At 69.5% G+C, this 23,991-nt stretch carries 25 protein-coding genes; 10 read left to right on the plus strand and 15 right to left on the minus strand.

Features of this window, described 5'->3' with window-relative positions; translation table 11 throughout:
- Nucleotides 1-18 precede the first annotated feature (18 nt).
- The 3 genes from VHU88_05535 (at nucleotide 19) to VHU88_05545 (ending at nucleotide 2,329) form a co-directional block, all read left to right on the plus strand.
- A complete protein-coding gene (locus VHU88_05535) occupies nucleotides 19-1,104 on the plus strand; it encodes a hypothetical protein (GenBank protein HEX3611129.1) in 1,086 nt (361 codons plus the stop codon).
- A 136-nt stretch (nucleotides 1,105-1,240) separates the two neighbouring features.
- The gene (locus VHU88_05540; GenBank protein ID HEX3611130.1) at nucleotides 1,241-1,990 is read left to right on the plus strand and encodes a DUF1775 domain-containing protein; all 750 of its coding nucleotides are present in this window, start codon (nucleotides 1,241-1,243) and stop codon (nucleotides 1,988-1,990) included.
- Nucleotides 1,991-2,119: 129 nt separating this feature from the next.
- On the plus strand, nucleotides 2,120-2,329 hold the full coding sequence (locus VHU88_05545) for a hypothetical protein (protein ID HEX3611131.1): 210 nt from the start codon (nucleotides 2,120-2,122) through the stop codon (nucleotides 2,327-2,329).
- On the opposite strand, the gene VHU88_05550 is transcribed toward VHU88_05545, so the two are convergent.
- Complete coding sequence (locus VHU88_05550; protein HEX3611132.1) at nucleotides 2,315-2,896, minus strand: TetR/AcrR family transcriptional regulator; 582 nt, start codon at nucleotides 2,894-2,896, stop codon at nucleotides 2,315-2,317. The two genes, VHU88_05545 and VHU88_05550, sit on opposite strands and share 15 nt — an antisense overlap.
- A gap of 96 nt (nucleotides 2,897-2,992) precedes the next feature.
- On the opposite strand from VHU88_05550, the gene VHU88_05555 reads away from it, so the two are divergent.
- A complete protein-coding gene (locus tag VHU88_05555) occupies nucleotides 2,993-3,466 on the plus strand; it encodes a nuclear transport factor 2 family protein (GenBank protein ID HEX3611133.1) in 474 nt (157 codons plus the stop codon).
- Nucleotides 3,467-3,512: 46 nt separating this feature from the next.
- On the opposite strand, the gene VHU88_05560 is transcribed toward VHU88_05555, so the two are convergent.
- Genes VHU88_05560 through VHU88_05570 form a run of 3 tightly spaced genes read right to left on the minus strand, consistent with a single transcriptional unit; the run spans nucleotide 3,513 to nucleotide 5,993 of the window.
- Nucleotides 3,513-4,433 (minus strand): TIGR03619 family F420-dependent LLM class oxidoreductase, encoded by a 921-nt coding sequence (locus VHU88_05560; protein HEX3611134.1) that lies wholly within the window; start codon nucleotides 4,431-4,433, stop codon nucleotides 3,513-3,515.
- 13 nt (nucleotides 4,434-4,446) lie between these two features.
- The gene (locus tag VHU88_05565) at nucleotides 4,447-4,842 is read right to left on the minus strand and encodes an OB-fold domain-containing protein (GenBank protein HEX3611135.1); all 396 of its coding nucleotides are present in this window, start codon (nucleotides 4,840-4,842) and stop codon (nucleotides 4,447-4,449) included.
- Nucleotides 4,839-5,993 (minus strand): hypothetical protein, encoded by a 1,155-nt coding sequence (locus VHU88_05570; GenBank protein HEX3611136.1) that lies wholly within the window; start codon nucleotides 5,991-5,993, stop codon nucleotides 4,839-4,841. The genes VHU88_05565 and VHU88_05570 overlap by 4 nt, the downstream gene beginning before the upstream one ends.
- Nucleotides 5,994-6,157: 164 nt before the next feature.
- On the opposite strand from VHU88_05570, the gene VHU88_05575 reads away from it, so the two are divergent.
- Together VHU88_05575 and VHU88_05580 are read left to right on the plus strand one after the other, a co-directional pair.
- Nucleotides 6,158-6,448, plus strand: a complete 291-nt coding sequence (locus VHU88_05575; GenBank protein HEX3611137.1) for a hypothetical protein — start codon at nucleotides 6,158-6,160, stop codon at nucleotides 6,446-6,448.
- A complete protein-coding gene (locus VHU88_05580; GenBank protein HEX3611138.1) occupies nucleotides 6,441-7,820 on the plus strand; it encodes an MmgE/PrpD family protein in 1,380 nt (459 codons plus the stop codon). Before VHU88_05575 ends, VHU88_05580 begins: the two co-directional genes overlap by 8 nt.
- Nucleotides 7,821-7,838: 18 nt before the next feature.
- Here VHU88_05580 and VHU88_05585 read toward each other — a convergent pair whose 3' ends face one another.
- On the minus strand, nucleotides 7,839-8,486 hold the full coding sequence (locus tag VHU88_05585) for a TetR/AcrR family transcriptional regulator (protein ID HEX3611139.1): 648 nt from the start codon (nucleotides 8,484-8,486) through the stop codon (nucleotides 7,839-7,841).
- A gap of 9 nt (nucleotides 8,487-8,495) precedes the next feature.
- Entirely contained in the window at nucleotides 8,496-9,341 is an 846-nt protein-coding gene (locus VHU88_05590; protein ID HEX3611140.1) for an amidohydrolase family protein, read from the minus strand.
- A gap of 141 nt (nucleotides 9,342-9,482) precedes the next feature.
- Here VHU88_05590 and VHU88_05595 point away from each other — a divergent pair, with 141 nt between their 5' ends.
- From VHU88_05595 to VHU88_05605, 3 genes are read left to right on the plus strand one after another with little or no spacing between them, the layout of a single operon-like run.
- Nucleotides 9,483-10,637 carry an LLM class flavin-dependent oxidoreductase gene (locus tag VHU88_05595; GenBank protein HEX3611141.1) on the plus strand — a complete coding sequence of 385 codons (1,155 nt, stop codon included), beginning with the start codon at nucleotides 9,483-9,485 and terminating at the stop codon, nucleotides 10,635-10,637.
- Nucleotides 10,634-11,263, plus strand: a complete 630-nt coding sequence (locus VHU88_05600) for an enoyl-CoA hydratase/isomerase family protein (GenBank protein HEX3611142.1) — start codon at nucleotides 10,634-10,636, stop codon at nucleotides 11,261-11,263. Before VHU88_05595 ends, VHU88_05600 begins: the two co-directional genes overlap by 4 nt.
- Nucleotides 11,264-11,316: 53 nt before the next feature.
- The gene (locus tag VHU88_05605) at nucleotides 11,317-11,958 is read left to right on the plus strand and encodes a TetR/AcrR family transcriptional regulator (GenBank protein HEX3611143.1); all 642 of its coding nucleotides are present in this window, start codon (nucleotides 11,317-11,319) and stop codon (nucleotides 11,956-11,958) included.
- Nucleotides 11,959-12,012: 54 nt separating this feature from the next.
- Here VHU88_05605 and VHU88_05610 read toward each other — a convergent pair whose 3' ends face one another.
- From VHU88_05610 to VHU88_05645, 8 genes are all read right to left on the minus strand, one after another.
- Nucleotides 12,013-13,629: an ABC transporter substrate-binding protein gene (locus tag VHU88_05610; GenBank protein ID HEX3611144.1), complete on the minus strand. Its 1,617-nt coding sequence runs from the start codon at nucleotides 13,627-13,629 to the stop codon at nucleotides 12,013-12,015.
- Nucleotides 13,616-15,559: an ABC transporter permease gene (locus tag VHU88_05615; GenBank protein ID HEX3611145.1), complete on the minus strand. Its 1,944-nt coding sequence runs from the start codon at nucleotides 15,557-15,559 to the stop codon at nucleotides 13,616-13,618. The genes VHU88_05610 and VHU88_05615 overlap by 14 nt, the downstream gene beginning before the upstream one ends.
- Nucleotides 15,556-16,053: a hypothetical protein gene (locus VHU88_05620; protein ID HEX3611146.1), complete on the minus strand. Its 498-nt coding sequence runs from the start codon at nucleotides 16,051-16,053 to the stop codon at nucleotides 15,556-15,558. Before VHU88_05620 ends, VHU88_05615 begins: the two co-directional genes overlap by 4 nt.
- Nucleotides 16,050-16,433: a hypothetical protein gene (locus tag VHU88_05625; protein HEX3611147.1), complete on the minus strand. Its 384-nt coding sequence runs from the start codon at nucleotides 16,431-16,433 to the stop codon at nucleotides 16,050-16,052. The genes VHU88_05620 and VHU88_05625 overlap by 4 nt, the downstream gene beginning before the upstream one ends.
- On the minus strand, nucleotides 16,430-17,824 hold the full coding sequence (locus tag VHU88_05630) for a hypothetical protein (GenBank protein HEX3611148.1): 1,395 nt from the start codon (nucleotides 17,822-17,824) through the stop codon (nucleotides 16,430-16,432). Before VHU88_05630 ends, VHU88_05625 begins: the two co-directional genes overlap by 4 nt.
- A 228-nt stretch (nucleotides 17,825-18,052) precedes the next feature.
- Nucleotides 18,053-18,850 (minus strand): SDR family oxidoreductase, encoded by a 798-nt coding sequence (locus VHU88_05635; protein ID HEX3611149.1) that lies wholly within the window; start codon nucleotides 18,848-18,850, stop codon nucleotides 18,053-18,055.
- Nucleotides 18,851-18,860: 10 nt separating this feature from the next.
- Nucleotides 18,861-20,414 carry an AMP-binding protein gene (locus VHU88_05640; GenBank protein HEX3611150.1) on the minus strand — a complete coding sequence of 518 codons (1,554 nt, stop codon included), beginning with the start codon at nucleotides 20,412-20,414 and terminating at the stop codon, nucleotides 18,861-18,863.
- Between the two features lie 31 nt (nucleotides 20,415-20,445).
- Nucleotides 20,446-21,762, minus strand: a complete 1,317-nt coding sequence (locus VHU88_05645) for an amidohydrolase family protein (protein ID HEX3611151.1) — start codon at nucleotides 21,760-21,762, stop codon at nucleotides 20,446-20,448.
- 355 nt (nucleotides 21,763-22,117) lie between these two features.
- On the opposite strand from VHU88_05645, the gene VHU88_05650 reads away from it, so the two are divergent.
- A complete protein-coding gene (locus tag VHU88_05650; protein HEX3611152.1) occupies nucleotides 22,118-23,116 on the plus strand; it encodes a glucosyl-3-phosphoglycerate synthase in 999 nt (332 codons plus the stop codon).
- Here VHU88_05650 and folP read toward each other — a convergent pair.
- Nucleotides 23,092-23,985, minus strand: a complete 894-nt coding sequence (gene folP / locus VHU88_05655) for a dihydropteroate synthase (GenBank protein HEX3611153.1) — start codon at nucleotides 23,983-23,985, stop codon at nucleotides 23,092-23,094. The genes VHU88_05650 and folP overlap by 25 nt on opposite strands.
- Between the last annotated feature and the right edge of the window lie 6 nt (nucleotides 23,986-23,991).

Consider the following 23,991-nt stretch of genomic DNA (forward strand, 5'->3'; position numbering starts at 1 on the left):
CTTGTAATGTCACCGGCCATGAGAGCTCCGTATCGCGTCGCAATCTGGGGCGTCGGTGACGCCGGATCCATCTGTGCCCGGGAAGCCGTCCGGCTACCGGAACTGGAGGTGGTCGGCGCGCTGGTCTACTCGCCGGCCAAGGCCGGTCGCGACGTCGGCACGCTGGTGGGCATCGACCCGATCGGCGTGACAGCCACCGCCGACCGCGCCGAATTCCTCGCGGTGGACTGCGATGTGGTGATCCACACCGCGCTGGACCATCCGGGTGCGGACACCATCAGCGACCTGGTCGAGCTGCTCGAGGCAGGCAAGAACGTCATCACCTCGCACCCGTACAACAACCTGACCGTCCGCGACCCGGACGTCGGCAAACGGCTGCAGGTCGCCGCCGAAACCGGGGGTGCCACCTTCTACGCCGGCGGCGCGAACCCCGACTTCGTCACCCAGCGCCTGGCGATGACGCTGACCGGCTTCTCCAACGACATCCGCCGGATCACGATCGAGGAGTACTTCGACTGCGTGGCACAGGCCAACCCCGGGATCCTCGAGGTGATCGGCCTGAACGGCGACCCGGCGGCGACCATGGACGAGGCCAGCCCCGCGCTGTGGTACCAGAAGCAGTACTGGTTCCAGATGATCCAGCAGGTCGCCGACGCGATGGGCGTCGAGCTGTCCCGCATCGAGGCGGCCTCGTTCTCCGCCGCCGCCCCGGTTCGCCTCGAGTCGCCGATCCTCACGATCGAACCCGGCCGAGTCGGTCGGGTCGCTTACGAATCGACCGGATACGTCGGCGACGAGCCGTTCATCGTGATGCGCGTCGGCTGGTACCTGACGCCGATCATGCGGCCGGAGCACGTCACCGCGGACTGTCAGTGGATCTTCTCGATCGAGGGCCGTCCCTCGTCCCGGACCGTGATGAGCATCGAGCCGACGTTGAGCAGTCTGGACAACATGGCCGGCGAACCAGCGGCCCCCGGCTACGTGGGTTTCGCCGTGTGCCTGATCCAGGCGATCCCGAACGTCGTGGCCGCACCGGCCGGAATCAAACCCACCGACATCCCGCCGGTGCACTGGCGCCGCGATCTACGACACGGCGCCGGCTGAGCTCCGGGTTCCGGGCGGACCAATCGCGGCCCGCACGATTCGTCCCATTTGCAGGGAACTGCAAGCGTCGTGCGACCGACTTCTCCGGCAGAGGGCAACAGGCTCGGGCCTGCCCGCGGCGGCGGAGGAGCCGGTAATGGGTCGTGGAAGCCAAGTGGTCCGTGCGCAGTACACCCGCTCCGGTCGAGGGCCGACACGTGCGGTCCTGGTATGTGCCGCGGCCGGGGCGCTGGTCGTGGCGAGCGCCGCGGTGGCCGACGCCCACGTGACCGTGCACAGCAAGGACGCCAAACCCGGTGGCACCGACGCCACCCTGGTGTTCAAGGTGCCCAATGAGCAGGACGATGCCAAGACCGTCAAGGTCGAAATCGACCTGCCCACCGACACCCCGCTGACCGGGGTCGTCCCGCAGGCACCGGACGGCTGGTCGGCGACCACCACAGCCGACAGCATCGTGTTCAGCGGCGGCACCATCAGCGGCGACGACTCGGTCCAGTTCCCCGTCAAGGTCGCCGCCCTGCCCAACGTGAACAGCGTCGTGTTCAAGGCCCTGCAGACCTACAGCAACGGCCAGGTCGTCAAGTGGATCGACCAGTCGGCCGAGGGCGGCCCGGAACCCGACCACCCCGCCCCCACCCTCAACCTGCTCGACCCCGCCACCCTGTCCGCCGACGAGGTCGCGGACGAGAAGGAGGACGCGGAAAAGGCGGCGGCCAAGGGGAAAGCCGACGCGCCGGACCAAGTGCACGCGGGCACCGGCGGCCAGGCCACCGAGGCTGCGAGTGCAGGCGCCACGACACCGGTTGCCGCGATGCTCCTGGGTCTGGGCACAGCGGCTGCGGCGGCTGTCCGGCTGAGGCGGCACGGCCTGCACCGGACGCGGTGAGGAACAGTTCACCGCACGGACACACTCGCGCAACAAACCGCACCGCGTCACGACGCATTCTCCCGCCAGGCCGAGGTTCTCACGACTCGGACGGACGGGAGTGAGTTCGCGGTGATACGGAACAGGATGGTGGCCAGCGCCCTGGTGTTCCCTGCGGTGCTGGGCCTGGGCTCGCTGTACCGGCACGGGAACTGGTCGCTGGGTCCTTCCGCACCGAGTGAGCGCGACGCCTGCGCCGAGAGCGGGGGCCGCGAGGGCGACCTGTTCCTGATCCACCACTGCGCGCCCAACCCGCTCCACCGGCCGTACGCACCCAGCCCGAGCTCAATAGGGAACTGACACATCGTCAGATTTAGCGCCCAACAGTCGCGCCGCCGTCGCTCCGGCGGTCCGGGCCCCCTCGCGGTCCCCGAGCAACGCGGCGTTGACGATCGCTCCCTCGGCCAGCAGGTGGATCGAGTCGGCGGTCTGCGCGTCCAGCCCGGCCGCGGCGGTCTCGCGGTGCAGCAGGTCGCGGAAGCGTTCCTTGTGCTCCCGGGCGCAAGCGGCCACCGCTGGTGAGACCGAGCCGAGTTCGGCGAAGACATTCACGAACGCGCAGCCACGGAAACCCGGTTCGCCGAACCACTCGTGCAACCACTCGAACACCGCGCCGATCCGAGCCGCCACGCCGGCCCGCTCGTCCACCGCCGCCTGCAACGAGGCCATCCACCGCTGGTCCCGCGCGGTGAGCGCTTCCACCAGCAACTGTTCCTTCGAGCCGAAAAGCCCGTACAACCGCTTGAGGCTGACCCCGGAGGCGTCGCGGACGCTGTCCATCCCCACCGCCCGCACCCCGTGGTCGTAGAACAGCTTCTCGGCGCCGTCCAGCGCCCGCCCCCGCGCCACAGCCTCCGTCGGAGGCACCCTGCGCCCCGCCCGCTCGCCTGGAGTTCCCACGGCGATAGCGTAGGGGAGAACGATCGTTCTCCCCCGTTTCCCCGACACCCTCCGGAGTCCGAGTTGACCGAGGCCCCCCGCCCACCGCTGCCCCCGTTCACCCCGGAGACCGCCACCGTGAAGGTGCGCGCGGCGGAGGACGCCTGGAACACCCGCGACCCGCACAAGGTGTCCCTGGCCTACACGATCGACACCCACTGGCGGAACCGCGTCGAGTTCCTCGACGGCCGCGAGCAGGTCGTCGGGTTCCTGACGCGCAAGTGGCAGACGGAATTGGACTACCGGCTGATCAAGGAACTGTGGGCGGTGGCCGGCAACCGCATCGCGGTGCGTTTCGCCTACGAGCACCACGACGACGCCGGCACGTGGTTCCGCTCCTACGGCAACGAGAACTGGGAGTTCGACGAGCACGGACTCATGCGGATTCGACACGCCTCCATCAACACCGCGCCGATCGCGGAGTCCGACCGGCGCTACGACTGGCCGCTGGGGCCCCGACCCGCCGACCACCCCGGGCTGAGCCACTTCGGCTTCTGATTCGACGGTGTTCGACACCTGACATCTGTCGCGCGCGCCCGGTAGCTCAGGCCTCGCGCAGCGCTTTCAGCAGGCCGCCCAGGGCCTCGAGTTCGATCCCGTAGTACGACAGCGGCACGTTGAAGTGCGTGACGCCGACCGCCGCCAGTTTGCGGGCCCGCTCGATCGCACGCTCGGTGAGCACGTCGATCGACGACGCGGAATTCCAGTCGGCGGTAGCGGTCAGCGAGGCCCGCGCGCCGACCGTCGCCGGGTCGCGGCCGTAGTCCACGCAGGCCGCCCGGATCGAGTCCAGCGACTCGGCGATCTCGTCGTAATCGGCTGCCTCACGGGCGATCCAGCCGTCGCCGAGGGTGACCACCCGCCGGGCCGTCGCCTTGCTGCGCGCGTTGCCGCCCCACCACACCGGAACACCGCCCGGGGTGCGGGGGGCGGGCTCGGAAACCACGTCCTGGAAGCGGATCCACTTACCCTCGTAGGTGGACAGGCCCGGCGACCACAGCTCGCGGCAGGCGCGGATCGTGTCCTCGGTGCGCGCGGCGCGTTCGGCCGCCGGGATGCCCAACTGGTCGAACTCAGCCGCGTTCCAGCCACCGCCGACCCCGAGCACGAACCGGCCGTCGGAGATGACGTCGAGCGTCGAGGCCTGTCGGGCCAGCACGGCGAAGTTGTGCGCGGCACCGAGCAGGATCCCGGAGAACATCTTGATCCGGCTCGTCCGCGCCGCGATGGCCGCGAACATGACCAGGGTGTCGCAGCGGTCGCTGTGCTGCTCGGTCCGGCTGTGCTCGAAGTTTCCCGAGCCGCCGGGATGGTTCATGTCCGGCGTGTAGAGGAGGTGCTCGCCGTCCATGACGTCGTCGAAGCCGAGCTGCTCGAGCTGTCCGACGAGGTCCGGCACCGCACGCAACGTCGGCGCGTACCCCGGGACGACACCCGGCAGCTTGACCCCGAAGGACTGGTCCATCAACTCTCCCGACTCAGGCCGTGCGCCAACGCACGGACGGCACGCCGCCGAACTCGCCGAGCTCGGCGACCACGCGGTCGCCGACGGCGGGCGGCTTGTCCCCCGGAACGAGTCGGCCGACGACGTAGGGACCGTCGTCGAGCTCGACCATCGCGACCGTGTAAGGGATTTCTTCCTTCAACGAGGCCTGGAAGGCTCGGTGGTAGACGACGAAGCTCCAGATCGTGCCGGTGGGCGCGACCTCGACCCAGGTGGTCGAGCGGCTGTGGCAATCGGGGCAGCCGGACAGCGGCGGCCAGCGCAGCGCCTCGCACGAATTGCAGCGCTGCGCGGTGAAGCGGCCTTCGAGGATGCCTGCGAAGAACGGGCCCGCGACCGGGTCGTCGACCGGTGAGAGATCCCCACTCATGCCGCCACGCTCTCCTCGGTGGAGAGCACGGAGGCGGCGGCCTTCAGGAAGCCGTGACTCGACGCGTACAGCGCCACCTTCGGGTCGGCCAACTGCCGCTCGCCGGCCTGGCCGCGCAGCTGGCGCACCGCCTCGACCATGTGCATCCAGCCCCACGTGTAGCTCTCGGAAAGCTGTCCGCCGTGGGTGTTCAGCGGCAGGTCGCCACCGGGCAGCGTGTGTCCTTCGGCGAGGAACGGGCCGCCTTCGCCGAGGCCGCAGAAGCCGTAGTACTCGAGCATCTGCAGCGACCAGACCGCGGTCGGGTCCTGGATGTAGACGGCGTCCATGTCGGCGGGCGTCAGGCCGGTGGTCGACCAGATCGCCTTCGCGGAGTCCTTGAGCCAGGGGCGCATGAGGTTCTCCGGGTTGTGCTCGCCGCGCACTCCGGCGTGCTCGGCGATGCCGGACACGTACACCGGCTGCTGCGGCAGGTTCCGCGCCCGCTCCGCCGTGGTGACCACGACGGCCACGCCCCCGTCGGAGATCATCGTGACGTCGGAACGGCGTAACGGCTCGACCATGTACGGCTCGGCCAGATAGTCGGCCATTGTCATCGGCGTGCGGAAGATGGCGTTCGGGTTCTTCTGTGCCCACTGCCGCTGACCGACCGCGAGCATGCCGAACTGCTCGTCGGTGGTCCCGTAGAGGGCCTTGTGCCGTTGCAGCGCGAGCCCGGCCCGGCCGGAGATGTGCACAAGCCCGGCGGCGCTGGCCATGTCGGCGCCGTACATGGGCTTGCCGAAGTCGAACTTGGCCGTGCGCGCGTTGGCACCGTAGGTCAGCAGGATCGTGCTCGCCAGGCCGGAGACGATCGCCATCACCGCGAGGTGCAGCGAGAAGTTGCAGGTGCCGTAGTCCAGCGACTGCACGTAGGGCAGGTTGCGTCCGAGGAGTTGGCCGACGGTGACATCGTTGCCCTGCCCCTGCACCGACTTGCAGCCGATCAGGCCGTCGAGATCGTCGACGCTCAGGCCCGCGTCGGCCAGGGCGAGCAGCGCGGCGTCGACCGCGTTCTCCTCGACCGAGCGTCCGGGCAGCTCACCCTGGACGGTGTGCCCGATGCCGACGATGGCGGCCTGCCCCGCGATCGGGTTGCGACTACTGGCCATGCTCCGGGTCCAGACCTCGATCCTGTGGGACTGTCAACACGCATGTTTACAGAATGGAACCGCGAACGCAATCCTCACGACCCACGACGCCATCTCACTCCGCGGGCCCATTCTCGTCAACTCCAACGTTGACCAGGAATCGAATTCCGACCTAGAGTTGGCGGATGATTGTGGTGGTGGATGGTGCGTGCGGGCACATTGCGCTCGCGGACGCCGAGAATCTGCAGGCCCTGAGCGTGGAACTGCGGCATTGCGATGCCACGAACGCGCAACTGGGCGACGTGGGCCGGATCGACGGCAAGCACGCCTGGCTGGACATCGCCCAACTACGCGCGCTCAGCCCGCTGGCCGGCGACGCCGAGTGGAACTCCGGATTCGACGCCACGATGGCCTACGCGGGCAGCAAGGGCTGGCTGAACGACGCCGGTACGCAGGTGCGCGCCCACCTTGGCTGAGCAACCGATTTCGCCCACCCGCGCGCTGGCCGCTTTAGTGGCCGACGCCCCGGCCGGCGTCGCTTCACCACGTGCACAGGCCGTGCTGAAGGAAGCTCTGCTGGACCTGCTCGGCTGCATCGTGGCCGGCGCCGCGGAGGAAGCCGGTGCCCTGGCTCGCGACTACGCCGTGACGCAGGCCGCGGGCGGACCCGCGACCGTGTTCGGCACCGGCCGCAGGTTGTCCCCGACCTTGGCCGCGCTGGTGAACGGCACCGCCGGTCATGCCCTGGACTTCGACGACATCGGCGTCGGCGTGGGCCACGTCAGCGTCGCGATCGTGCCCGCCGCCTTGGCCGTGGCCGAGCAGACCGGGGCCGACGGTGCCGCGTTGCTCGACGCGCTGGTGCTCGGCTACGAGGTCGCACACCGGCTGACCACCATGTACCCCGACACCCGGCTCGGCCCGTACGCGGCCGGGTACCACAAGCCCGGCGTGTACGCGGCGTTCGGCGGCACCGCGGCAGCCGGTCGGCTGCTCGGCCTCGACACCGACCGACTGGCGCACGCCTTCGGCATCGCGGCCACGCAGGCCGGCGGGCTGCGCGCGAACTTCGGGACGATGACCAAGCCCCTGCACGCGGGCCTGGCCAACCGCACCGCCGTCGAGGCGGCGTTGCTCGCCGGGGCCGGGTTCACCGCGAGCCAGGAGATCCTCGAGCAGCGCTTCGGCTGGCACGACGTGATCTGCCGGGGTGAGGGCGAACTGGGGGTCGTCCTCGACGAGCTGGGCGAGGCGTCGTTGAATGGGCGCTGGGCGGTCACCGAAGGACTGGTGTTCAAGGCCTATCCGTGCTGCGGGGCCAACCATTACGCCATCGACGCGGTGCTGCACGTGCTCCGGGAGCACGGCCTGGGCCTGGCCGATGTCAGCTCCGTCGACGTCGACATCGAGGAACGCAACCTGCGCGACGTCCTGGTCTACGACTGGCCGCGCTCCGGCCTGGAGGGCAAGTTCTCCCTGGCCTACAACATCGCCGCGGCGCTGACCGACAACGCCGTCACCACCGCGACGTTCACCGACGACTCGTTGGCGCGGCTGGGCGTGGCCCGCGACCGCATCCGGATCCATCCCGTCGGCGACCTGCCGCAGAACGGCGCCCGGGTCGCGGTGCGCACCCGCGACGGCCGGACTTTCACCCGCGAACAGCTGATCCTGCGGGGCAGCCTGGCCGACCCGATGTCTTGGGAGGAACTGGCCGCGAAGTTCGGCGCGAACGTGCGCGGCACGGGACGATTCGCGGCCGGCGCGGTCGAGGAGGTCGTCGCGGCGTTGGCGACGTTGGAGAAGCAGCCCGACCTGCGGGCGGTCACCGAACCGTTGCTCGGCTGACCCGGCGTCAGTTCGAGGTTACTTGGACTTCGACAGCGCGTAGCCGCCGAGGAAGATCTCGGACAGCGTGTGCGCGATCTCCTGGGGCGGGACCGGGTAGGTGGGCCGATACCAGCGGTACATCCAGTTGATCATCCCGAACAGGGCCATCGCGCTGACGCTGATCGGGATGTCGCCGCGCAAGGTCCCATCCTCCTGACCCTCCATCAGGATCGCGCGGACCAACGCCTCGTACTGCCGGGTCTCCTCGATGACGTCGATGGCCCACTCGCTGTCCTGCCGCGCGATACGCCCCAGGTCCTCGATGTAGACGTTCATGTGCGGGTAGTTCTCCGCGTAGGAGAACACCATCGAGTCGATCAGCGCCCGGATCTTGTCGGGCGTGCGGACCTCGCTGCGCCGGATCGCGCGGGCGGCGGCCATGTCGCGGGCCAGCGCCTCACGCACGATCTCCTGGAGGAGTTCTTCCTTGCTGCCGATGTAGTAGTAGATCGAGGCCCGCTCGGTGCCCAGCGCCTCGGCCACATCGCGCAAGGTCGCGGCCGGACCACGCTCGCGGAACACATGGGCGGCGACCTGGATGATCTCCTCGCGGCGGGCGATGTAAGCCGCGCCGCCTTCCTCCATCGCCGCTTGGCGACGCGCCTCGATCCCGCTGTTTGCCACGGCTTGAAATTAGCATCCACCGGCGGCGGCGGCAGGCATGCGTACCGTCGACGGATCGGATTGGAAGAACAGCGCCGCCGCGTTGTTCGCGGCGAACTTCGCCAAACGCTGCGAATCCTTGAACGGCATACGGGCCACCTCGGCGGCACAGCGCTCGTGGGTCAGCAACGGGAAATCACTGGCGAACATGACCCGGTCGGCGCCGCGGGTGTTCGCGTAGTGGATGACCTGCGCCGGCACATGCTTGGGCGCGATCGCCGAGGTCATGTAGTGCACGTTGGGCCACTTGATCATCAGCTTGACGCAGGTGTCGACCCAGGGCTCCCCGCCGTGCTGGAGCACGACGGTCAGCTCCGGGAAGAACGCGCAGACGTCGTCGATCGGCATCGGGTCCTGGTACTTGCTGGGCACCTGGGGGCCGGGGAAACCGACGTTGAGCCCGACCGGGATGCCGAGTTCGGCGCACCGGGCGTAGACCGGGTAGTAGGCCGGGTCGTTGTAGTACAGCTGCGTCTGCAGGCCGAGCATGCGGATCAGGACGTAGTTGTCGTCGCGAACGAGTTCGTCGACCAGGCGCACGGCCGTCAGCCCCGCGCGGGGATCCACGACGTGGGACAGCGCGAAACGATCCGGGTGCACCTCGCGCGCCTTGAGCACCCACTCCCGGTCGCCCGGGGCTGTGTAACCGGAGCAGAGCACCCCACGACTGACCCCGGACGCGTCCATCTCGTCGACCAACTGCTCCAGGCTGGTCCCCCGTTCCAACCGGTCGGCCAGACCCGGGAACAGGTACGCGACGTCGCCCGTGACCGGCCCACCGAGATTGGGGTTGATCCACCCGTCGACGATGTCCACGAAAAGCAGCCTAACTCTGAATCGTCTGCCGATCAACGCACGTGTTGGGTAATTTTCAACGCTGATGTTGACACGGGGTGGGTCGAGGCGGCAACCTCGGTCCAGGAACCGAAGAATCGGTCAGGACGGCGGAGGACGAGAATGAAGTTTCACCTGATCCAGCCAGGCATGATCGGCCGCCGTACGGAGATCGAGCAGGGCATGGCCGGTCAGAACAAGGTGCTGTACCAGCGTTATCTCGAGGAGATCCGCGGTTACATCAAGCTGGCCGACGAACTCGGTTATGCCAGTTACGGGCACAACGAGCACCACCTGCAGATCGAGGGCTTCGAGATCACCAACCACCCGGGCATGTTCAGCCTGTTCGTGGGTCTGCACTCCAAGCGCATGCGCGTCTCGACCCTGGGTTACGTGCTCACCACGCACAACCCGGTCCGCGCCGCGGAGGAGATCGCCACCCTCGACCACATGCTCCAGGGCCGCCTGAACGTCGGGTTCACCCGCGGCTACCAGTCCCGCTGGGTCGGCTCGTACGCCACCGTGCACGGGGCGAACGCGACCACGCCGCAGGACGCGAAGGCCCACGGCGAGGTCGACACGATGAACCGCGAGATCTTCGAGGAATGCGTCGGGATCGTGAAGAAGGCCTGGCTGAACTCCACGTTCAGCCACAAGGGCAAGTACTGGCAGTTCCCGCCGGAGTCCGGCCTGACCGGCCACCCCGCCTACGAGAAGTACGGCGCGGGCATGGGGCCGGACGGGATGGTGCAGGAGATCGGCATCGCGCCGCGCTGCTACCAGGACCCGCACCCGCCGCTGTACGGCGCGTTCGCGCACTCCATGCGGACGATCGACATGTGGGCCCGCGAGGGCGGCAAGCCGATCGTGATGGCCAATCAGATGGACTTCTGCGAGGCCCTGTGGTCGCGCTACATGAAGACCGCCGCGGAGGCCGGCCGCGACGTCAAGCGGGAGGACGCCGCCGCCTGGGGTGGCGTGCTGATGCTCGGCAACAACCCCGACCGTCTCCAGGAGATCAAGGCCGAGCACGACTGGTACTGGAACGAGTTCTTCCTGCCCTTCGGGCAGGGCTACGCCAACTGCCTCATCGGCAACGCCGACCAGATCTCCTTCGCCATCGAGGACGCCCACCAGCGCCTGGGCTTCAACGAGATGTGGCTGCAGTTCGGCCAGGGCCACCTCGACCCCGAGGAGAACGAGGAAGAGCTCAACATGTTCATCGAGAAGGTCGCGCCGCGCTTCTCCACCAAGGACGCCGACGGCACCTGGGTGTGACCGAACTCGACCCGGGCGGGGTCGTCCGGATCACCTTCGACGACCCCGCCACCCGCAATGCGTTGCGCCGCACCGTCCTGACCGATCTGGTGCGGAAGCTGGCCGAGCTGACCGACAACCCCGCCGTCCGCGCGGTGGTCCTCACCGGCGCCGGAACGGCTTTCTCCTCCGGGGCCGACCGCGCCGAGCTCGGTGACCCGACCGCGGTGGCCCAGGCCACCGAACTCGTCGATGAGGTGGTCGAACTGCTGACCACCCTGCCGGTTCCCGTGCTCGCCCGGGTCAACGGACCGGCCTTCGGGTCCGGCCTGGCGCTCGTCGCCGCCGCCGACATCGCGATCGCGTCGACCGACGCGGTCTTCGGCTTTCCCGAGGTCCGCCTCGGCCTGGTCGCCGGACCCGCGATGGCCGCCTGTCGCCTCCGGCTGAACCGAACCGCCCTGCTCGACCTGTTCCTGACCGGCCGGCGCTTCGACGCGGTCGAGGCCACCCGGATGGGCCTGATCGCCCGGGTCGTGCCCCCTGCCGAGCTCGACGCCGCGGTCGCGACCACCCTGGCCGACCTCGCCCAGGGCGATCCGGGCGCTCTGGCGGCCACCAAACGGACGATCCGCGCGGAGCTCTGACGCGCCGCACGCACGTGCCTGCCTCGACGCCGGCCGGTGGTAGCTTCTCGCCCATGGCCGGCAGTGGGATCGAGGCACGGCGCCAGGCCGCTCTCGAGGTCGGCAGCGCCGGCTATCTCGCACGCCGCCAGGAGCTGATCCGGGCCGCCGCGAACGTGTTCCGTGAGCGCGGCCACGAGACCACTCTGCGCGATGTCGCCGACGCGATCGGCACCGAGCGGGCCTCGATCTACTACTACATCGGCAGCAAGGACGAGCTGCGCCAGGCCATCGTCAGCGAGGCGCTGGAGCGCGACCTGGCCGCCGCCCAGGCCATCAAGCGCAGCAGGAAGTCCACGCCGGAGAAGATCCGGGCGCTGATCGAGTCGATGGTGCTCGGCTACGCCGAGTACTACCCGCACATCAACGTCTACGTCGAGCAGCTCGGCCGCATCGCCCACGAGGAGAGCAAGTGGGCGACCGAGGTAATCGAGGACACCAAGCGCTACGAGGCACTGGTCCTCGGCATCCTGCGCAAGGGGCAGGAGGATGGCAGCCTGCGCGCCGACCTCCCGGTCGAGGTGGCCTCGATGGGCCTGTTCGGGATGATCAACTGGATGTACCGCTGGTACCGGCCCACGTTCGGCGAACCTCCGCAGGAGATCGCCCGCTCGATGGCCGAGATCTTCCTCGGCGGGTTCGCCGTCGGGGACTGAGACACGACTGGGCCCGGCCGCGAACGGCCGGGCCCAGTTGCGAACTGCGGTGCCTCAGCCGACGCAGGAGGGCTTCGTACCACCCGGAGCGCTGAAGGTCCCGTCGGCGTGGAACGCGATGCCGAAGTAGCAGAGGTTCTCCGCCTGCGGGCCGGCGGACTTGTACGAGGTCGGCGGGATAAGCCCGTCGAGGGTCTCGCTCTTGATGTTCCCGGTGGCCGCAAGGATGTCTTCCTTGGTCAGGGCCTTGCCCTGCGCCGCCGCCCCCATCGAGTCGACGACCTTGGCCAGCATCTGACCCGCGGACCAGACCAGCGAGGCCGAGGTGTCGATGGCCCCGTTCGGCGCGTACTGCTTCATCGCCTGGTGGAACTGCTGCAGCGCCGGAGTGCTGTCCAGCAGGTACGGGAAGGTCGGCGAGGAAAGGAACGCCCCGGACTTACGGATGTTCGGATCGGTGGGATCGAAACTGCCCTGGAGCGCGATCAACGGCAGCGCCGGGTAGTAACCGATCTTGGCGCACGATTTAGCCGCCCGCTGCAGACCGGCCCGGTCCAGACCCCAGGCGATGGTGTCGGCGCCGGCGTTCTTGGCGTTCTCGCACTGGGCGGTGTAGTCGGGCTGGGTGATCGAGACGGCGCCGCTGTAGACGACGTCCATGCCGAACTTCTTGGCGAAGCCGTCCTTGATGATGGTGTCGTTGAAGTTCGACCCGCAGGGCGAGGCCTCGACGCAGTAGAGAACGGCGATCTTCTTCTTGCCTATGTCGGCGGCCTGCTTGACCGAACCCGCGATCGCGGCGCGCGAGGTGCCACCGACCGGATACATGTACTGGTTGCTCAGCCATTCCGGCGCGGCCTGGTCGCCACCGATGGCTGCGATCTTCTCCTTGTTCAGACCGGCCTGGAATCCGGCGATGTCCAGCGGCACGAACGCGCCGAAGATGGCGGCCGCGCCTTCCTTCTCGACCAGCCGCTCGACCGCCGCCTGGCTCAGCGCCGGGTTGGACTGGTCGTCGATCTGCACGAAGCGGATCTGGTGGCAACCCAGCCCACCGTGGGCGTTCATCCAGTCGACCCAGACGTAGGCCGTCTTGGTGGCCCCGGCGAAGTTGGCGCCGACCAGGCCGCTGAACGTGCCGACCTGTCCGATGGTCACCGGCGGGCCCTGCTTGGTGCAGACCAGCGGGGCCGAGGCCTTGGTGCCGGCACCGCTCGCGGCCGGGGTCGACTTGCCGCCCTTGGCGGCGGCAGCCTGGCCGGTGGTCGCCTTGGCCGGCACGGCGGCGGGGGCCGCGGCGGTGCCGGCAGGCTTGGTCTCGGTGGCCGGGGCAGCGGCAGTGGTGCCGATGCTCTTGGCGCTCGAGGTGCTCGCCTTGGCGGGGGTGGCCGCGGTCGTGTCCGACTTCGCCGCCGAACCGCTCGCCGGCGTAGTCGAACCGGTGCTGGTGGTTGCCGGAGCCTCGGCCGCCGCGGGAGCGGCTGCGGCCGGAGCAGCGTTGCCGGTGCTCGGCGCCGCCGCTGCGGCGTTGGCCGGTTGGTCGGCCTGGTCGGAGGAGCCGGAGCCGCACCCGGCCAGCACCATGGTGGCCGCTGCGGCGAGGGCTACGACGCGCCCCCGCAACGGGCCGGCGCCCGGTCTGCCGGGGCGGCAGTAATTACGCGATCGCATGCGGACGAACCTCCTGGGTACGGGAAATTGCCTGGGGCACGACGGTTTCGTCGAGTCGGCGCGTCAGCCGCGCCGGCGGCTTGCCGGCGCCGGAAACTCGCCGCAACCTGTCCAGCAGGATTCCGGCGCCTCCCTCGGACAGCACTGCCGTGAGGATTGCCGCGACACCGAAGGCAAGTTGCAACCACAGCGTCGCCTTCGGGTTGTCGATGTAGACCGGGACCACCACGCTGAGCACGGGTGCGACGACCGACGCGAGCACCGTCGAGGAACCGGAGATGACGAACACGGACAGGATCACCAGCGAAAGCACGTAGGAGTACGAGTCCTGCGTGATGCCGCCGAACACCGATGCGTTCAACGCTCCGGAGACCGCGGCCATCGCCGCGGACAGGCAGAACACCAGCACCAGCGTGACGTTCGCGGACAGGCCAAGGGTCGTGAGCCCGACCGGGCTGTCGGCCAGGCCACGCAGCAGCCGACCCAGGCGTGCCCGCTCGATGAGCACGACTAGCAGGATCCCGCCGACCGCGAAGGCCAGCAGCAGGAAGTAGTACTGGCGGTCGGAGGTGAACCAACTCGGCCGACCGGTCGACAGACCGACGCGGCTGCCGAAGAAGTAGCTGCGGCCGTAGAAGTAGTTGGCCAGCAGCACGCCGAAGCCCAGAGTGGCCAGCGCCAGGAACAGCCCGGACAGCCGGATCGCCGGGATGGCGATAAGCGCGCCGACCGGAACCGCGACCGCACCGGCGATTCCGACCGCCACCAGCCAGGGCACTCCGTGACCGAGCATGTGGCCGAACGTCGCGGCGCCGACGGCGAAGAAACCCATCTGGCACAAGGAGATCTGGCCGGACGTCCGGACCAGCAGGCCGAGTGAGAGGAACAGCAGGACCTGGCTCATCGCCACGTTCCAGGTGGCCAGCTTCTCCTCGACCACGAACGGGATCACGATCGCGACCACCGAGAGGGTCAGCAGCCCGACGATCCGGGCGGCCGGCGACATCGGCTTCCGCACGGTCCGGCGCGGCTTGGCGATCTGGCCGAGCTCGACCAACTTGCGTCGTGGAATCACCAGCAGCAGCACGAAAAGCACGATGAACGGCACGTTGGTGTCCAGCCCCTGCAGGGCCGTGTGCGCACTGGTCTCCTTGCTCACCACGGCCTGCAGGAGGCCGACCAGGATGCCACCGGCGAAGCTCAACGGCAGGTTCGTGAAGGCCCCGATGGCGGCCGCACCCAGTGACTGCACCACCAGCAGGGACAGCAGGATCGCGTCCAACTGCTGCTGGCTGGACGCGAGCAGCACCCCGGAGACGGCGGCGAAGGAGGAGCCGATCATCCAGGCGATGCGCCGCACCTTGGTCGGGGAGATACCCGTGGCGTCGAGCAGTTCCGGGTTGTCGACCACCGCGCGCATGGACCGGCCGGTGCGCGATCCGCGGAAGAACAGATAGAGACCGACCGCTGAGGCGATGCCGAAGACGGTGACGATGACGTTCTCCCACGCCACCTCGACCCCGCTGATCGTGAACGCCTTCTTCTCCGGCAGCGCGGGCTCGAAGGTGAGCGCGGTGGTACCGTAGATGAGCTGCACGGTGGCCGCCACGGCGAGGATCAGCCCGACGGTGGCGACCACTTTGTAGGCCGTGGACACCTCAGCCAGTCGCCGCGCTACCGGCTCGATCAGGGCACCGATCACCACACCGAAGACCAGGATCGCGACCACTCCGGCCAACCACGCGGGCCAGTGATCCTTCTGCCGCAGTTGGTAGAAGAGCACGGCGGACCCGACACCGATGGAGCCGTGGCCGAGGTTGAACACCCCGGTGGTCTTGTAGGTCAGAACCAGGCCCATCGCGGACAGTCCGTAGACGGTGCCGACGGTGATCCCGATGACCAGGAAGGGCATGTACTCGGAAAGGCTCATGACAGGCACATCCGGCAGGCAGTCCGGTCGCCGGAACCTTCGGTCCCCGGAGCGATCCAGTGGACGGATTTTCCGGTCACCAGCAGGCAATCCGGCCGGTGGAAGAGGGTGAGGCCGGCGGCGGTGACCAGGCGGCCGCCCGCCTGCTCCGGCGCGACCGGCACCGGCAGTGCGGTCAGGTGGGTCCGGGCACCACGCACGAGCGTCCGCTGCAGGGTTCGCATGTTGCGCAACCCGACCCGCACCCAGCCCGCCGCGGCAGCCAGCGAGATAGCCAGGCAGAGCGTGCCGACCGCGACCCAGCCGTCCTGCTCGGCCCAATTCCGCGTGCTGCGCGCGCCCAACCAGCTGACCAGCAGGCCGACCGGTCCGACCGCCACACCGGGCGCAGCGAACATCAGCTCACGGCGCTGCCAGGGCCCGCCCAACGTCCAGGTCGCCGGGGCCGAGTGGCCCTCGCCGCCGTCGGCCAGTCGGGCGCGCATTGCGGTCACGACCGCTCGCTCGCGTGCGCCCGACGCGACCCGTTGCTGGAAGTCTCGGCCTCGTCACCGTTGATGTCGATGAGCCACTGCGCAAGCGGCGCACCAGCCGAGGCCGACTGCTCGGCGGACAGCCGCACCAATGCGTCGCGGATCAGCCAGAGCTGACGCCACTCGTCGCGCAGGTCGGCCGAAACCCAGAGCAGGCCACCGAATCCGAGCAGGAAGATACCGAGCAGCCCGCCGGAGATCAGGTACGGCAACTGGGCGGAGACCGGGTGGGCGCCGGAGATGCGCTGGTAGCCCACGATCAGGGTCACCAGACCGGCGATGATGCTCAGGCCCCCGCCGACCCGGTCCCAGTTGGCGCGCAGGAACTTGGTGATGCTCATGAGTTGCGTCCTCCTCGCAGCCGAAGGGTCGGGATCGAGAACACGCCCAGCAGGCCGGCTGCGGCCAGAGCCAGGTAGACGGCATCCAGCGGGCCCTTGGGGAGGGACACGCCTGCTGCCTCGAACCCGGTGGCCGTGCTGTTCAGGGATTGGGCCGTCGTGTTTCCTACGGTGAGGTTCCCCACCGGCTGCGCCCCCGCGCCGCCGGAACTTGCCGCGTTCGTGGTGCCGGTCTCGTTGTCGAAGCCGGCCGGGTTGGCGTAGCCGGTGTTGAGTCCGGCGGAGCCCGTCGCGGTGCGCAGCGCGGGGGCCGCGGCGCCCGGTGCGGAGTTCGTCGGGCCGACCGCCGAGGAGGCACCCGGGGCGGAGGCGACGCCGGTGCCGGACTCGTTGGTCACCGAGGCGTTGGCCCGGCCGAGCACCAGCGTGACGTCCGACGGACCGGCGTACAGCGGGTTGTCCGGCGGGGCCGGCAGCTTGAAGTGCAGCTGCAGCGTCGCGCCGACAATGCCGTCCGGGGTCTGCCGCGGGGCGGCGTAGTCGACGTCGTAGCCGGCCGACTTGAAGGCCTGCGTCACCGAGTCGGCGGGCACCGCGAACTGCTGTTTGCCCGTACCAGGCAGCTGAATCGTGAACTGGCCGTCGTAGAGGCCGAGGATCGGGGAAACCACCGTGGTCCCGGCGAACGGCAGCGGCACCTGGGGGAACGGGGCGTTCGGGATCGGCGCCGGGCCGGGGCTGGTGGCCGGGACCGTGAACTGCAACGCCGGGATGCGGATCCCGGAGATCGCCAGCGAACTCGTGCGGTCGATCTTTCCGTCGGCCCCGGAGCTGACCGTCGCGATCGAGCGCACACTGCCGATCTCGCCCTGGTCGCCCAGGCTCAGCAAGCTGTCGCGGGAGACCGAGGTTGCGGTGACGTGGTCGCCCTCGACGCTGATCAGCGAGTCGGCCACCGACCCCATACCGTCGGTGCCGAACACCGCGTGCGCCGAGGCATTGGTGTTCTCGGTGTTCGCCCGCATCGCGATGCCGGGCTGGTTGACCTGCTGCGGGCCCTGCCCGAGCCCGGCGCTGACGATGAACGGGTACGCGGGCAACTGCGGAACGCCGGTCGCGACGCCGCTGACCAGTCCGGGCACTCCGGCGGCCACCTCGCCCGGGTACGGGAACGAGGCGAAGGACGTGCCCGAGGGCAACGAGGTCAGCTGCGCCTGGGCAGTAGGTCCGCCGAACTGCGGCGAGAAACCCGCGGGAATACTTTGGTTGGTGAGGATGTAGTCGGCCCCGTAGGCCGCTGCGAGGGCTTCGAACGTTCCCGTCGCGGATGCCGAGCCACTGAGCACGAAGGGCGTGCCGGCCACGAGCACCAGGGCGGCTCCCGCGGGCAAGGCGCGGCGCCGGGATGGTGATCTGTGCTTCATTGCACGAGACCTTTCAGGTCGTGGGTGAAACCTCGGGCCGGGCCCGAAGGCCGGACGGGTACGCCCGGACGGATCCGCTGTGCGGGCGAAGTTTCGATGCGCCGAGCTGTGACGGTAACCACTGATCGATGCTCAGTCAACACCAGTGTAGATCGAAGGACAATAGGGATGGAACAGTTCCGGGCAAGTGTTTTCTCAGCGCGCCGCGTACCCGGGAACACCAGGCAGCGGGAGTGGGAATCGGGTCGTGACGCCGCCGTCGACCTGCAGCGTCTGGCCGGTCACGTAGGAGGCAGCAGGCGAGGCCAGATAGACGACGGCCCCGGCCACGGCCTCCGGGTCGCCGAGCCTGCCGACCGGTATCGAATCGGCATAGCCCAGCGCTGAGGTGTCGACCGCGCGGGCCGCGTCGGAGGCGACCACGCCCACCGCGACGACGTTCATGCGAATGCCGTCGCGGGCGTACTCCAGACCAACCGAGCGGGCGAGATTGACAAGCCCCGCTTTTGCTGCCCCGTAGGCGGATGCGTACGGGCTGCTCACGATCCCGGCGATCGAGCCGATGCTCACGATCGAACCGCCGGTGCCCTGGGCCAGGAACGTCCGGATCGCGGCTCGGGTCACTCGCATGACGTAACCCAGGTTCACGGTGTGGATCAGATCCCAGTCGTCGTCGGAAACCTCGTCCAGGCGGACCCAGGGCGCGAACAACGTGTGCCCGCCGACCACTGTCACCAACACGTCGAGCCCGCCGAGGGCGGCGACCGCATCGGCGACCACCGCGTCGAGCGAGCCGGGTGCCCGCACGTCCACGCCGAGCCCGACCGACTTGGCCGGAGCCAGTTCATCGGCCAGCGCCTGCGCGGCATCCCGGTTCAGGTCGGCGACGGCGACCGCGACTCCGGCTGCGGCCAACGCCCGGGAGCACGCACCCCCGTTGCCGGGACCGGCTCCGCCGATCACCAAGGCCCGCTTGCCCTCGAGCGTCTCCATCGCGCGCCCGTCAGCCGGTCGAGGCCGAACCGCGCAGGAGCGCGCGGTTGACCTTCCCGGTCGGGGTGGCCGGGATCTGGGGCAGGAACTCCACGATGCGCGGCTTCTTGTACGAGGCCAGGTGATTACCGACCCAGTCCTGGACCTGCTTCCCCGTCAGTTCGCTGCCCGGGCGGCGAACCACGCACGCTTTGACGACCTCGCCCCAGTCCGGGTGCGGAGCGCCGACCACGACTACCTCGGCGATCCCGGGGTGATCGCCCAGGAGACGCTCGATCTCCGCCGGGAAGATGTTCTCCCCGCCGCTGATGATCATGTTCTTGATGCGGTCGAGGATGAAGACGTAGCCGTCGGCGTCCCAGGCGCCGCCGTCGCCGGTGTGGATCCATCCGTGGCGGACCGTCGTGGCGGTCTCCTTCTCCTGGTTCCAGTAGCCCAGCATGTTGTTCGGGCCGCGGTGGCACAACTCGCCCATCGTGCGACCGTCGCGCGGGACCGGAACGCCGTCCTCATCGAGGATCGCCAACTCGCTGAACAGCGCCGGGGTGCCGCACGAGTTGAGCAACTCGGGCCGTTCGCCGGCCAGGGCGCGGCGGTGCGCCTCCGGGCTCAGGTAGGTGCCCGGACCGAACTCCGTCATGCCCCAGGCCTGGAGCATGTCGGCACCGAACACCTCGCTCGCGTCGCGGATCACCTCCGCGCCCATCGGCGCGCCACCGTACTCGACCTGCCGGACCGAGGCGGTGTCGGCCCCGCGAGCGGCCGCGGCCTGGACCAGCCGGGGAAGCATAGTCGCGACCGCGAAGAAACCGGAGACTTTCTCCTCCTCGATGATGTCGAGCAGGCGGTCGGCGTCGAACTCCGAGATCACCACCGGCCGGCCCATCGCCAGATACGCCAGCGCCATGTAGCCGACGACGTGGAACAACTGACCGAGCATCAGATACTTGTCCTCGGCGGCGATCCGCGCCCCGGCGAGGTAGTCCAGAACACAAGCCCCGTAGGAGTACTGGGTGTGCACCGCGGCCTTCGGGATCCCGGTGGTGCCACCGGTGGAGATTGCCAGGTACGGCCGGTGCAGCACCGCTTGCGGGTCCGGCAGCACGAGGCCGGACGCCGTCATGGCGGTCTTCTCCAGCAGCTCGTCGTACTCCGACGGCGCACCCGGATCCCACTCGATCCAGTGCTCGGCAGGCACCGAGGACCGGATCCGGTCGACGACCGGCCGGAACTGCGCCGAGTGGAACACCACGCTCGGCGCGACCTCGCGCAGGGACTGCGCGATCTGTTCCTCGGAAAGCCGCCAGTTCAAGGGGAACAGCAACCCACCGGCCTTGGCGGTACCGACGTACAGCTCGACGAGTTCGATGCAGTTGCGGGACAGCGCGGCGTACCGCGGCGCGGCCGGCTGCGAGCTCATCGAGACCAGCGCCCGGGCCAGTTGGTCGGTGCGCTCGGCCAGTCGGCCGAACGTGCGGCTCGCCCCGACCTCCGGGGCGATCAACGCGGGCCGGTCCGGCGCGTACAGCGCAGGCCCGGTTCCAAGTTGCCCGATGTTGATCACCGCCGGCTCCTCGTCCGCTGTCGAACCGAGCTCAGAACGCGGTCGCGATCGGCTTGTGGACGTCGCCCCGCGGGAAGTGCTCCTCGGTCGGCGGCGTGAGGACCAAGCCGAGGTCCGGGCCGATCTCGCTCGCCACCCCGGCCAACTGGTCAGCGTCGAATCCCCAGAGCTTGGTGGCGTTCCCGCCGAGCATCAGCCGGGCTTCGTCAGCCGGCACGCCCGCCGCGCCCAGGGTCGCCCGCAGCCAGTCCGTGGTTCCCGGCCCGGCACCCCAGGTGCCCTCGTGGTGCGGGTAGTCCATGCCGATGCAGAGCTTGTCCACGCCGATCTCGTGCCGCGCGGCGGCCTCGGCGCGGGAGAACAGCGAGGCGCCCAGGAAGATCTGCCGGTCGAAGTACTCCGCGGGCCGACGCGGCACGACCTCGCGGATGTCGCGACGCAGGTAGCTGCGGTCCCAGGTGTAGTTCATGCTGGCCCGCGCGCTGATGACCCAGCCGGAACCCTGCTCGGTCAGCACGAGCGTGAGGTTCGGGTGCTTCTCCAGGACCCCGCCCCAGATCAGGTGGGAGACGATCTGCTGGGTGAAGAAGAAGGCCTGAGCGGTCATCACCGGGGCGGCGCACGCCGGGTGCGGGATCGCCTTGAGCGTCTCGGTGGCCATGTGGTCGGTGATCGACGAGATCGCCGTGTGTGTGGACATCGGCATCTCGAGGGCCTCGAGCGTGTCCCAGATCGGCTCGTGCCGCTTGTGGAAGAACGGGGTGGACTCCGGCAGCGTCGGCGCGACGATGCCGACCAGGCCGTTCTGCTTGGCCCAGTGGATCTCCGCGACGGTGTCCTCGACGTCGGCGAAGCTGACCACCGCGAGCCCGCCGAGTCGTCCGGGGGCGGCCCGGCAGAAATCGGCCAACCAGCGGTTGTACGCCCCGTTCGCGGCCTCGATCTGCTCCGGGGTCCGCGTGTAGCCGATCATCGCGGCCTTCAGCGGCGGATGCAGCTCCCAGGGCAACCCGAAATCAGGGAACAACACCTCGGCGGTGATGCCCTCGTGGTCGAGCTCCTTGATGCGCTGGTTCGGGTCGTACTGACCGGCCAACCGGCCGGGCTCGATGACGTTCTCGATCCAGTCGACGACCTGGTCCTCGTCGAGCCGGTTGCGCAGGCTCGCCGGGTCGATCGTGCGGGCACCCTCGCGGGCGAAGACGTCGCAGAACGCGTCGAACTCCTCGCGCAGGTGCGCCGGGAGGTACTGGCGGTACTCGGTCATCGCGGCGGTCGCATGGCCGTCGGAGGAGACGACGACTACGCGGTCCGCTGCCGAACCCGAGATGCCAACTGTCTGGGACACGGTCGCTTCTCCCTGCGGAGGATGCCGCGGTGCACGGCGAATTGCCCGGTGTGGCCGCAACCGTAGACTGCCTCCCCCGGCCCAGTCAACACTGGGGTTGATTAGCTTCCGACCCCCTGCTTCAATGGATCTCGAGGCCTGACGAGCGCGCCGGATTCGACTCCGATCCGGTGCGACTCGATGCGTTCGGGCCCGGGCGCGGTCCAGCGGTCGGAATAACACCAACCGGCGTTTACAATCTCCGAGAGCGGCTGCGGTACCGTCGTCGCGACCGGCCGGGCGGACCTGGCCGGTCACGCTTGCGTCGGGCAGTGCGCCGACCCGCTGGGCGATGCGAACGCGACGAGGTGAGCACTTGCAGCCCGACGTGAACGGTTGGTTCGCGCGCCGGACCAGCATGGCCGACGACTGGTCGGCCGAAGAGCTGCTGCACGCGAAACGGCGCCGCCGGCTCTCGGTCGCCGTGGTGCTGCCGGCGTTGAACGAGGAGCGCACGATCGGCGCGATCGTGAGCGCGATCCGGGAGCAGCTCGCGATCGAGGTGGCCCTCGTCGACGAGATCGTCGTGATCGACTCCGCATCAACCGACGGCACCGCCGCGGTGGCCACCGCCGCCGGGGCCCGGGTCGTGGCCGCAGCGAGCGTGCTGCCGCAGTTCGGCCCGGCCGCGGGCAAGGGCGACGCCATGTGGCGCTCACTGGCCGTGACTGAATCCGACCTCATCGTGTTCGTCGACGCCGACCTCGAACGCTTCCGAGCCGACGTCGTGCGCGGCCTGCTCGGCCCGCTACTGTGCGACGGCTCCGTCCACCTGGTCAAGGGCGCCTACGACCGGCCGTTGCGCGAGGGCCAGTCGGTGCTGCCGGCCGGTGGCGGCCGGGTCACCGAGCTGGTCGCCCGCCCGCTGCTCAACCTGCATTGGCCGCAACTGGCCGGCATCGTCCAGCCGCTGGCCGGCGAGTGGGCCGCCCGGCGCGACCTGCTCCAGGATCTGTCGTTCCCAGCCGGCTACGGCGTCGAGATCGCGGTGCTGCTCGACACCCTGCGCATCGCCGGCCTCGACGCCATCGCCCAGGTCGACCTCGGCGCCCGCCACCACCGCCACCAGGACGACGCCGCGCTCGGCCGCATGGCCGCCCAGGTCTGGCACGCGGTGCTGGCCCGGATGCCCGGCCTGGAGACACCCGAGGCCGACCATGCGCCGCTGACCGACTTCCGCCGCCAGGCCGGCCGGATCCGACCGCGCACCCAGGAGGTCGACCTGCGCGAGCGGCCGCCGATGGCCGAGATGCTGCGCCCGGACCGGCAGGTCGCGGCCTGCGGCGGGGCTCAGCCCCGGTCGTGGCGCAACTGATCCGGCAGCAGGTAATCCCGCGGGATCTCCGCCCGGCCGCTGAGGTGCTCCACCACCGCGACGACGTCCCTGGCCATCGCGACGTCGTGGACGCGGGCCAGGTTGCCCGGCACGGTCGCCAGCACCGCCAACGCTGCCATCGACCCGGGGTCGCGACCGCGCGGTGAGCGGGCCAGGATCGCCCCGACGAAGTCCTTGCGCGACAGGGCCAGCAGCACCGGGCGACCCAGCGCCCGCACGGCCTCCAGCCGGCGCAGGACCGCCAGGGTCTGGTGCGGGGTCTTCGTGAAGTCCGGGCCCGGGTCGAGGATCAGCGCCCGCCGGGACAACCCCTGGGCGACCGCCAGTTCCATGCGCTCGGCGAGGAACGCCACCACGTCGGCGACGACGTCGTCGTAGCGTTCCGGGTCCTGCAGGCGAACCTTGGGCTTGGCCCGGTTGTGCAGCACCACCAGCGCGGCGCCCCCGTCCGCGCAGATGGCGGCCACCTCCGGGTACAGCAGCCCGCTCACATCATTGATGATCGCAGCGCCGGCCGACACCACCGCGGCGACGACCTCGGGCTTGTAGGTGTCCACGCTGATCAGCACGTCCGGATGGTTCGCCGCCAGCCACTCGACGATCGGCAGCACCCGCTCGAGCTCGGCGCGCGGGTCGACCTCGGGTTCACCGGTGATCGCGGACTGGCCACCGATGTCGATCACGTCCGCCCCGGCCCGCACCAGATCGGCCGCCAATGCGATGCGGTCCGCCGCGGTGCGGTAGCGACCGCCGTCGGAGAACGACTCCGGACTGGCGTTGACGACGCCCATCACCCAGGTCCCGGTGATGTCCAGCGTCCGCCCCCGGACCTGCAACTGCACGGCCACCGGCGA

Source organism: Sporichthyaceae bacterium (assembly GCA_036269075.1).
Lineage (GTDB): Bacteria > Actinomycetota > Actinomycetes > Sporichthyales > Sporichthyaceae > DASQPJ01.

Excerpts from the sequence above, each read along its gene's own strand:
- VHU88_05610 (HEX3611144.1), bottom strand. The coding sequence starts at position 13,629 with ATGCGATCGCGTAATTACTGCCGCCCCGGCAGACCGGGCGCCGGCCCG.
- VHU88_05615 (HEX3611145.1), bottom strand. The coding sequence starts at position 15,559 with ATGAGCCTTTCCGAGTACATGCCCTTCCTGGTCATCGGGATCACCGTC.
- VHU88_05535 (HEX3611129.1), top strand. The coding sequence starts at position 19 with ATGAGAGCTCCGTATCGCGTCGCAATCTGGGGCGTCGGTGACGCCGGA.
- VHU88_05625 (HEX3611147.1), bottom strand. The coding sequence starts at position 16,433 with ATGAGCATCACCAAGTTCCTGCGCGCCAACTGGGACCGGGTCGGCGGG.
- VHU88_05570 (HEX3611136.1), bottom strand. The coding sequence starts at position 5,993 with ATGGCCAGTAGTCGCAACCCGATCGCGGGGCAGGCCGCCATCGTCGGC.
- VHU88_05595 (HEX3611141.1), top strand. The coding sequence starts at position 9,483 with ATGAAGTTTCACCTGATCCAGCCAGGCATGATCGGCCGCCGTACGGAG.
- VHU88_05540 (HEX3611130.1), top strand. The coding sequence starts at position 1,241 with ATGGGTCGTGGAAGCCAAGTGGTCCGTGCGCAGTACACCCGCTCCGGT.
- VHU88_05560 (HEX3611134.1), bottom strand. The coding sequence starts at position 4,433 with ATGGACCAGTCCTTCGGGGTCAAGCTGCCGGGTGTCGTCCCGGGGTAC.
- VHU88_05565 (HEX3611135.1), bottom strand. The coding sequence starts at position 4,842 with ATGAGTGGGGATCTCTCACCGGTCGACGACCCGGTCGCGGGCCCGTTC.
- VHU88_05605 (HEX3611143.1), top strand. The coding sequence starts at position 11,317 with ATGGCCGGCAGTGGGATCGAGGCACGGCGCCAGGCCGCTCTCGAGGTC.
- VHU88_05575 (HEX3611137.1), top strand. The coding sequence starts at position 6,158 with ATGATTGTGGTGGTGGATGGTGCGTGCGGGCACATTGCGCTCGCGGAC.
- VHU88_05635 (HEX3611149.1), bottom strand. The coding sequence starts at position 18,850 with ATGGAGACGCTCGAGGGCAAGCGGGCCTTGGTGATCGGCGGAGCCGGT.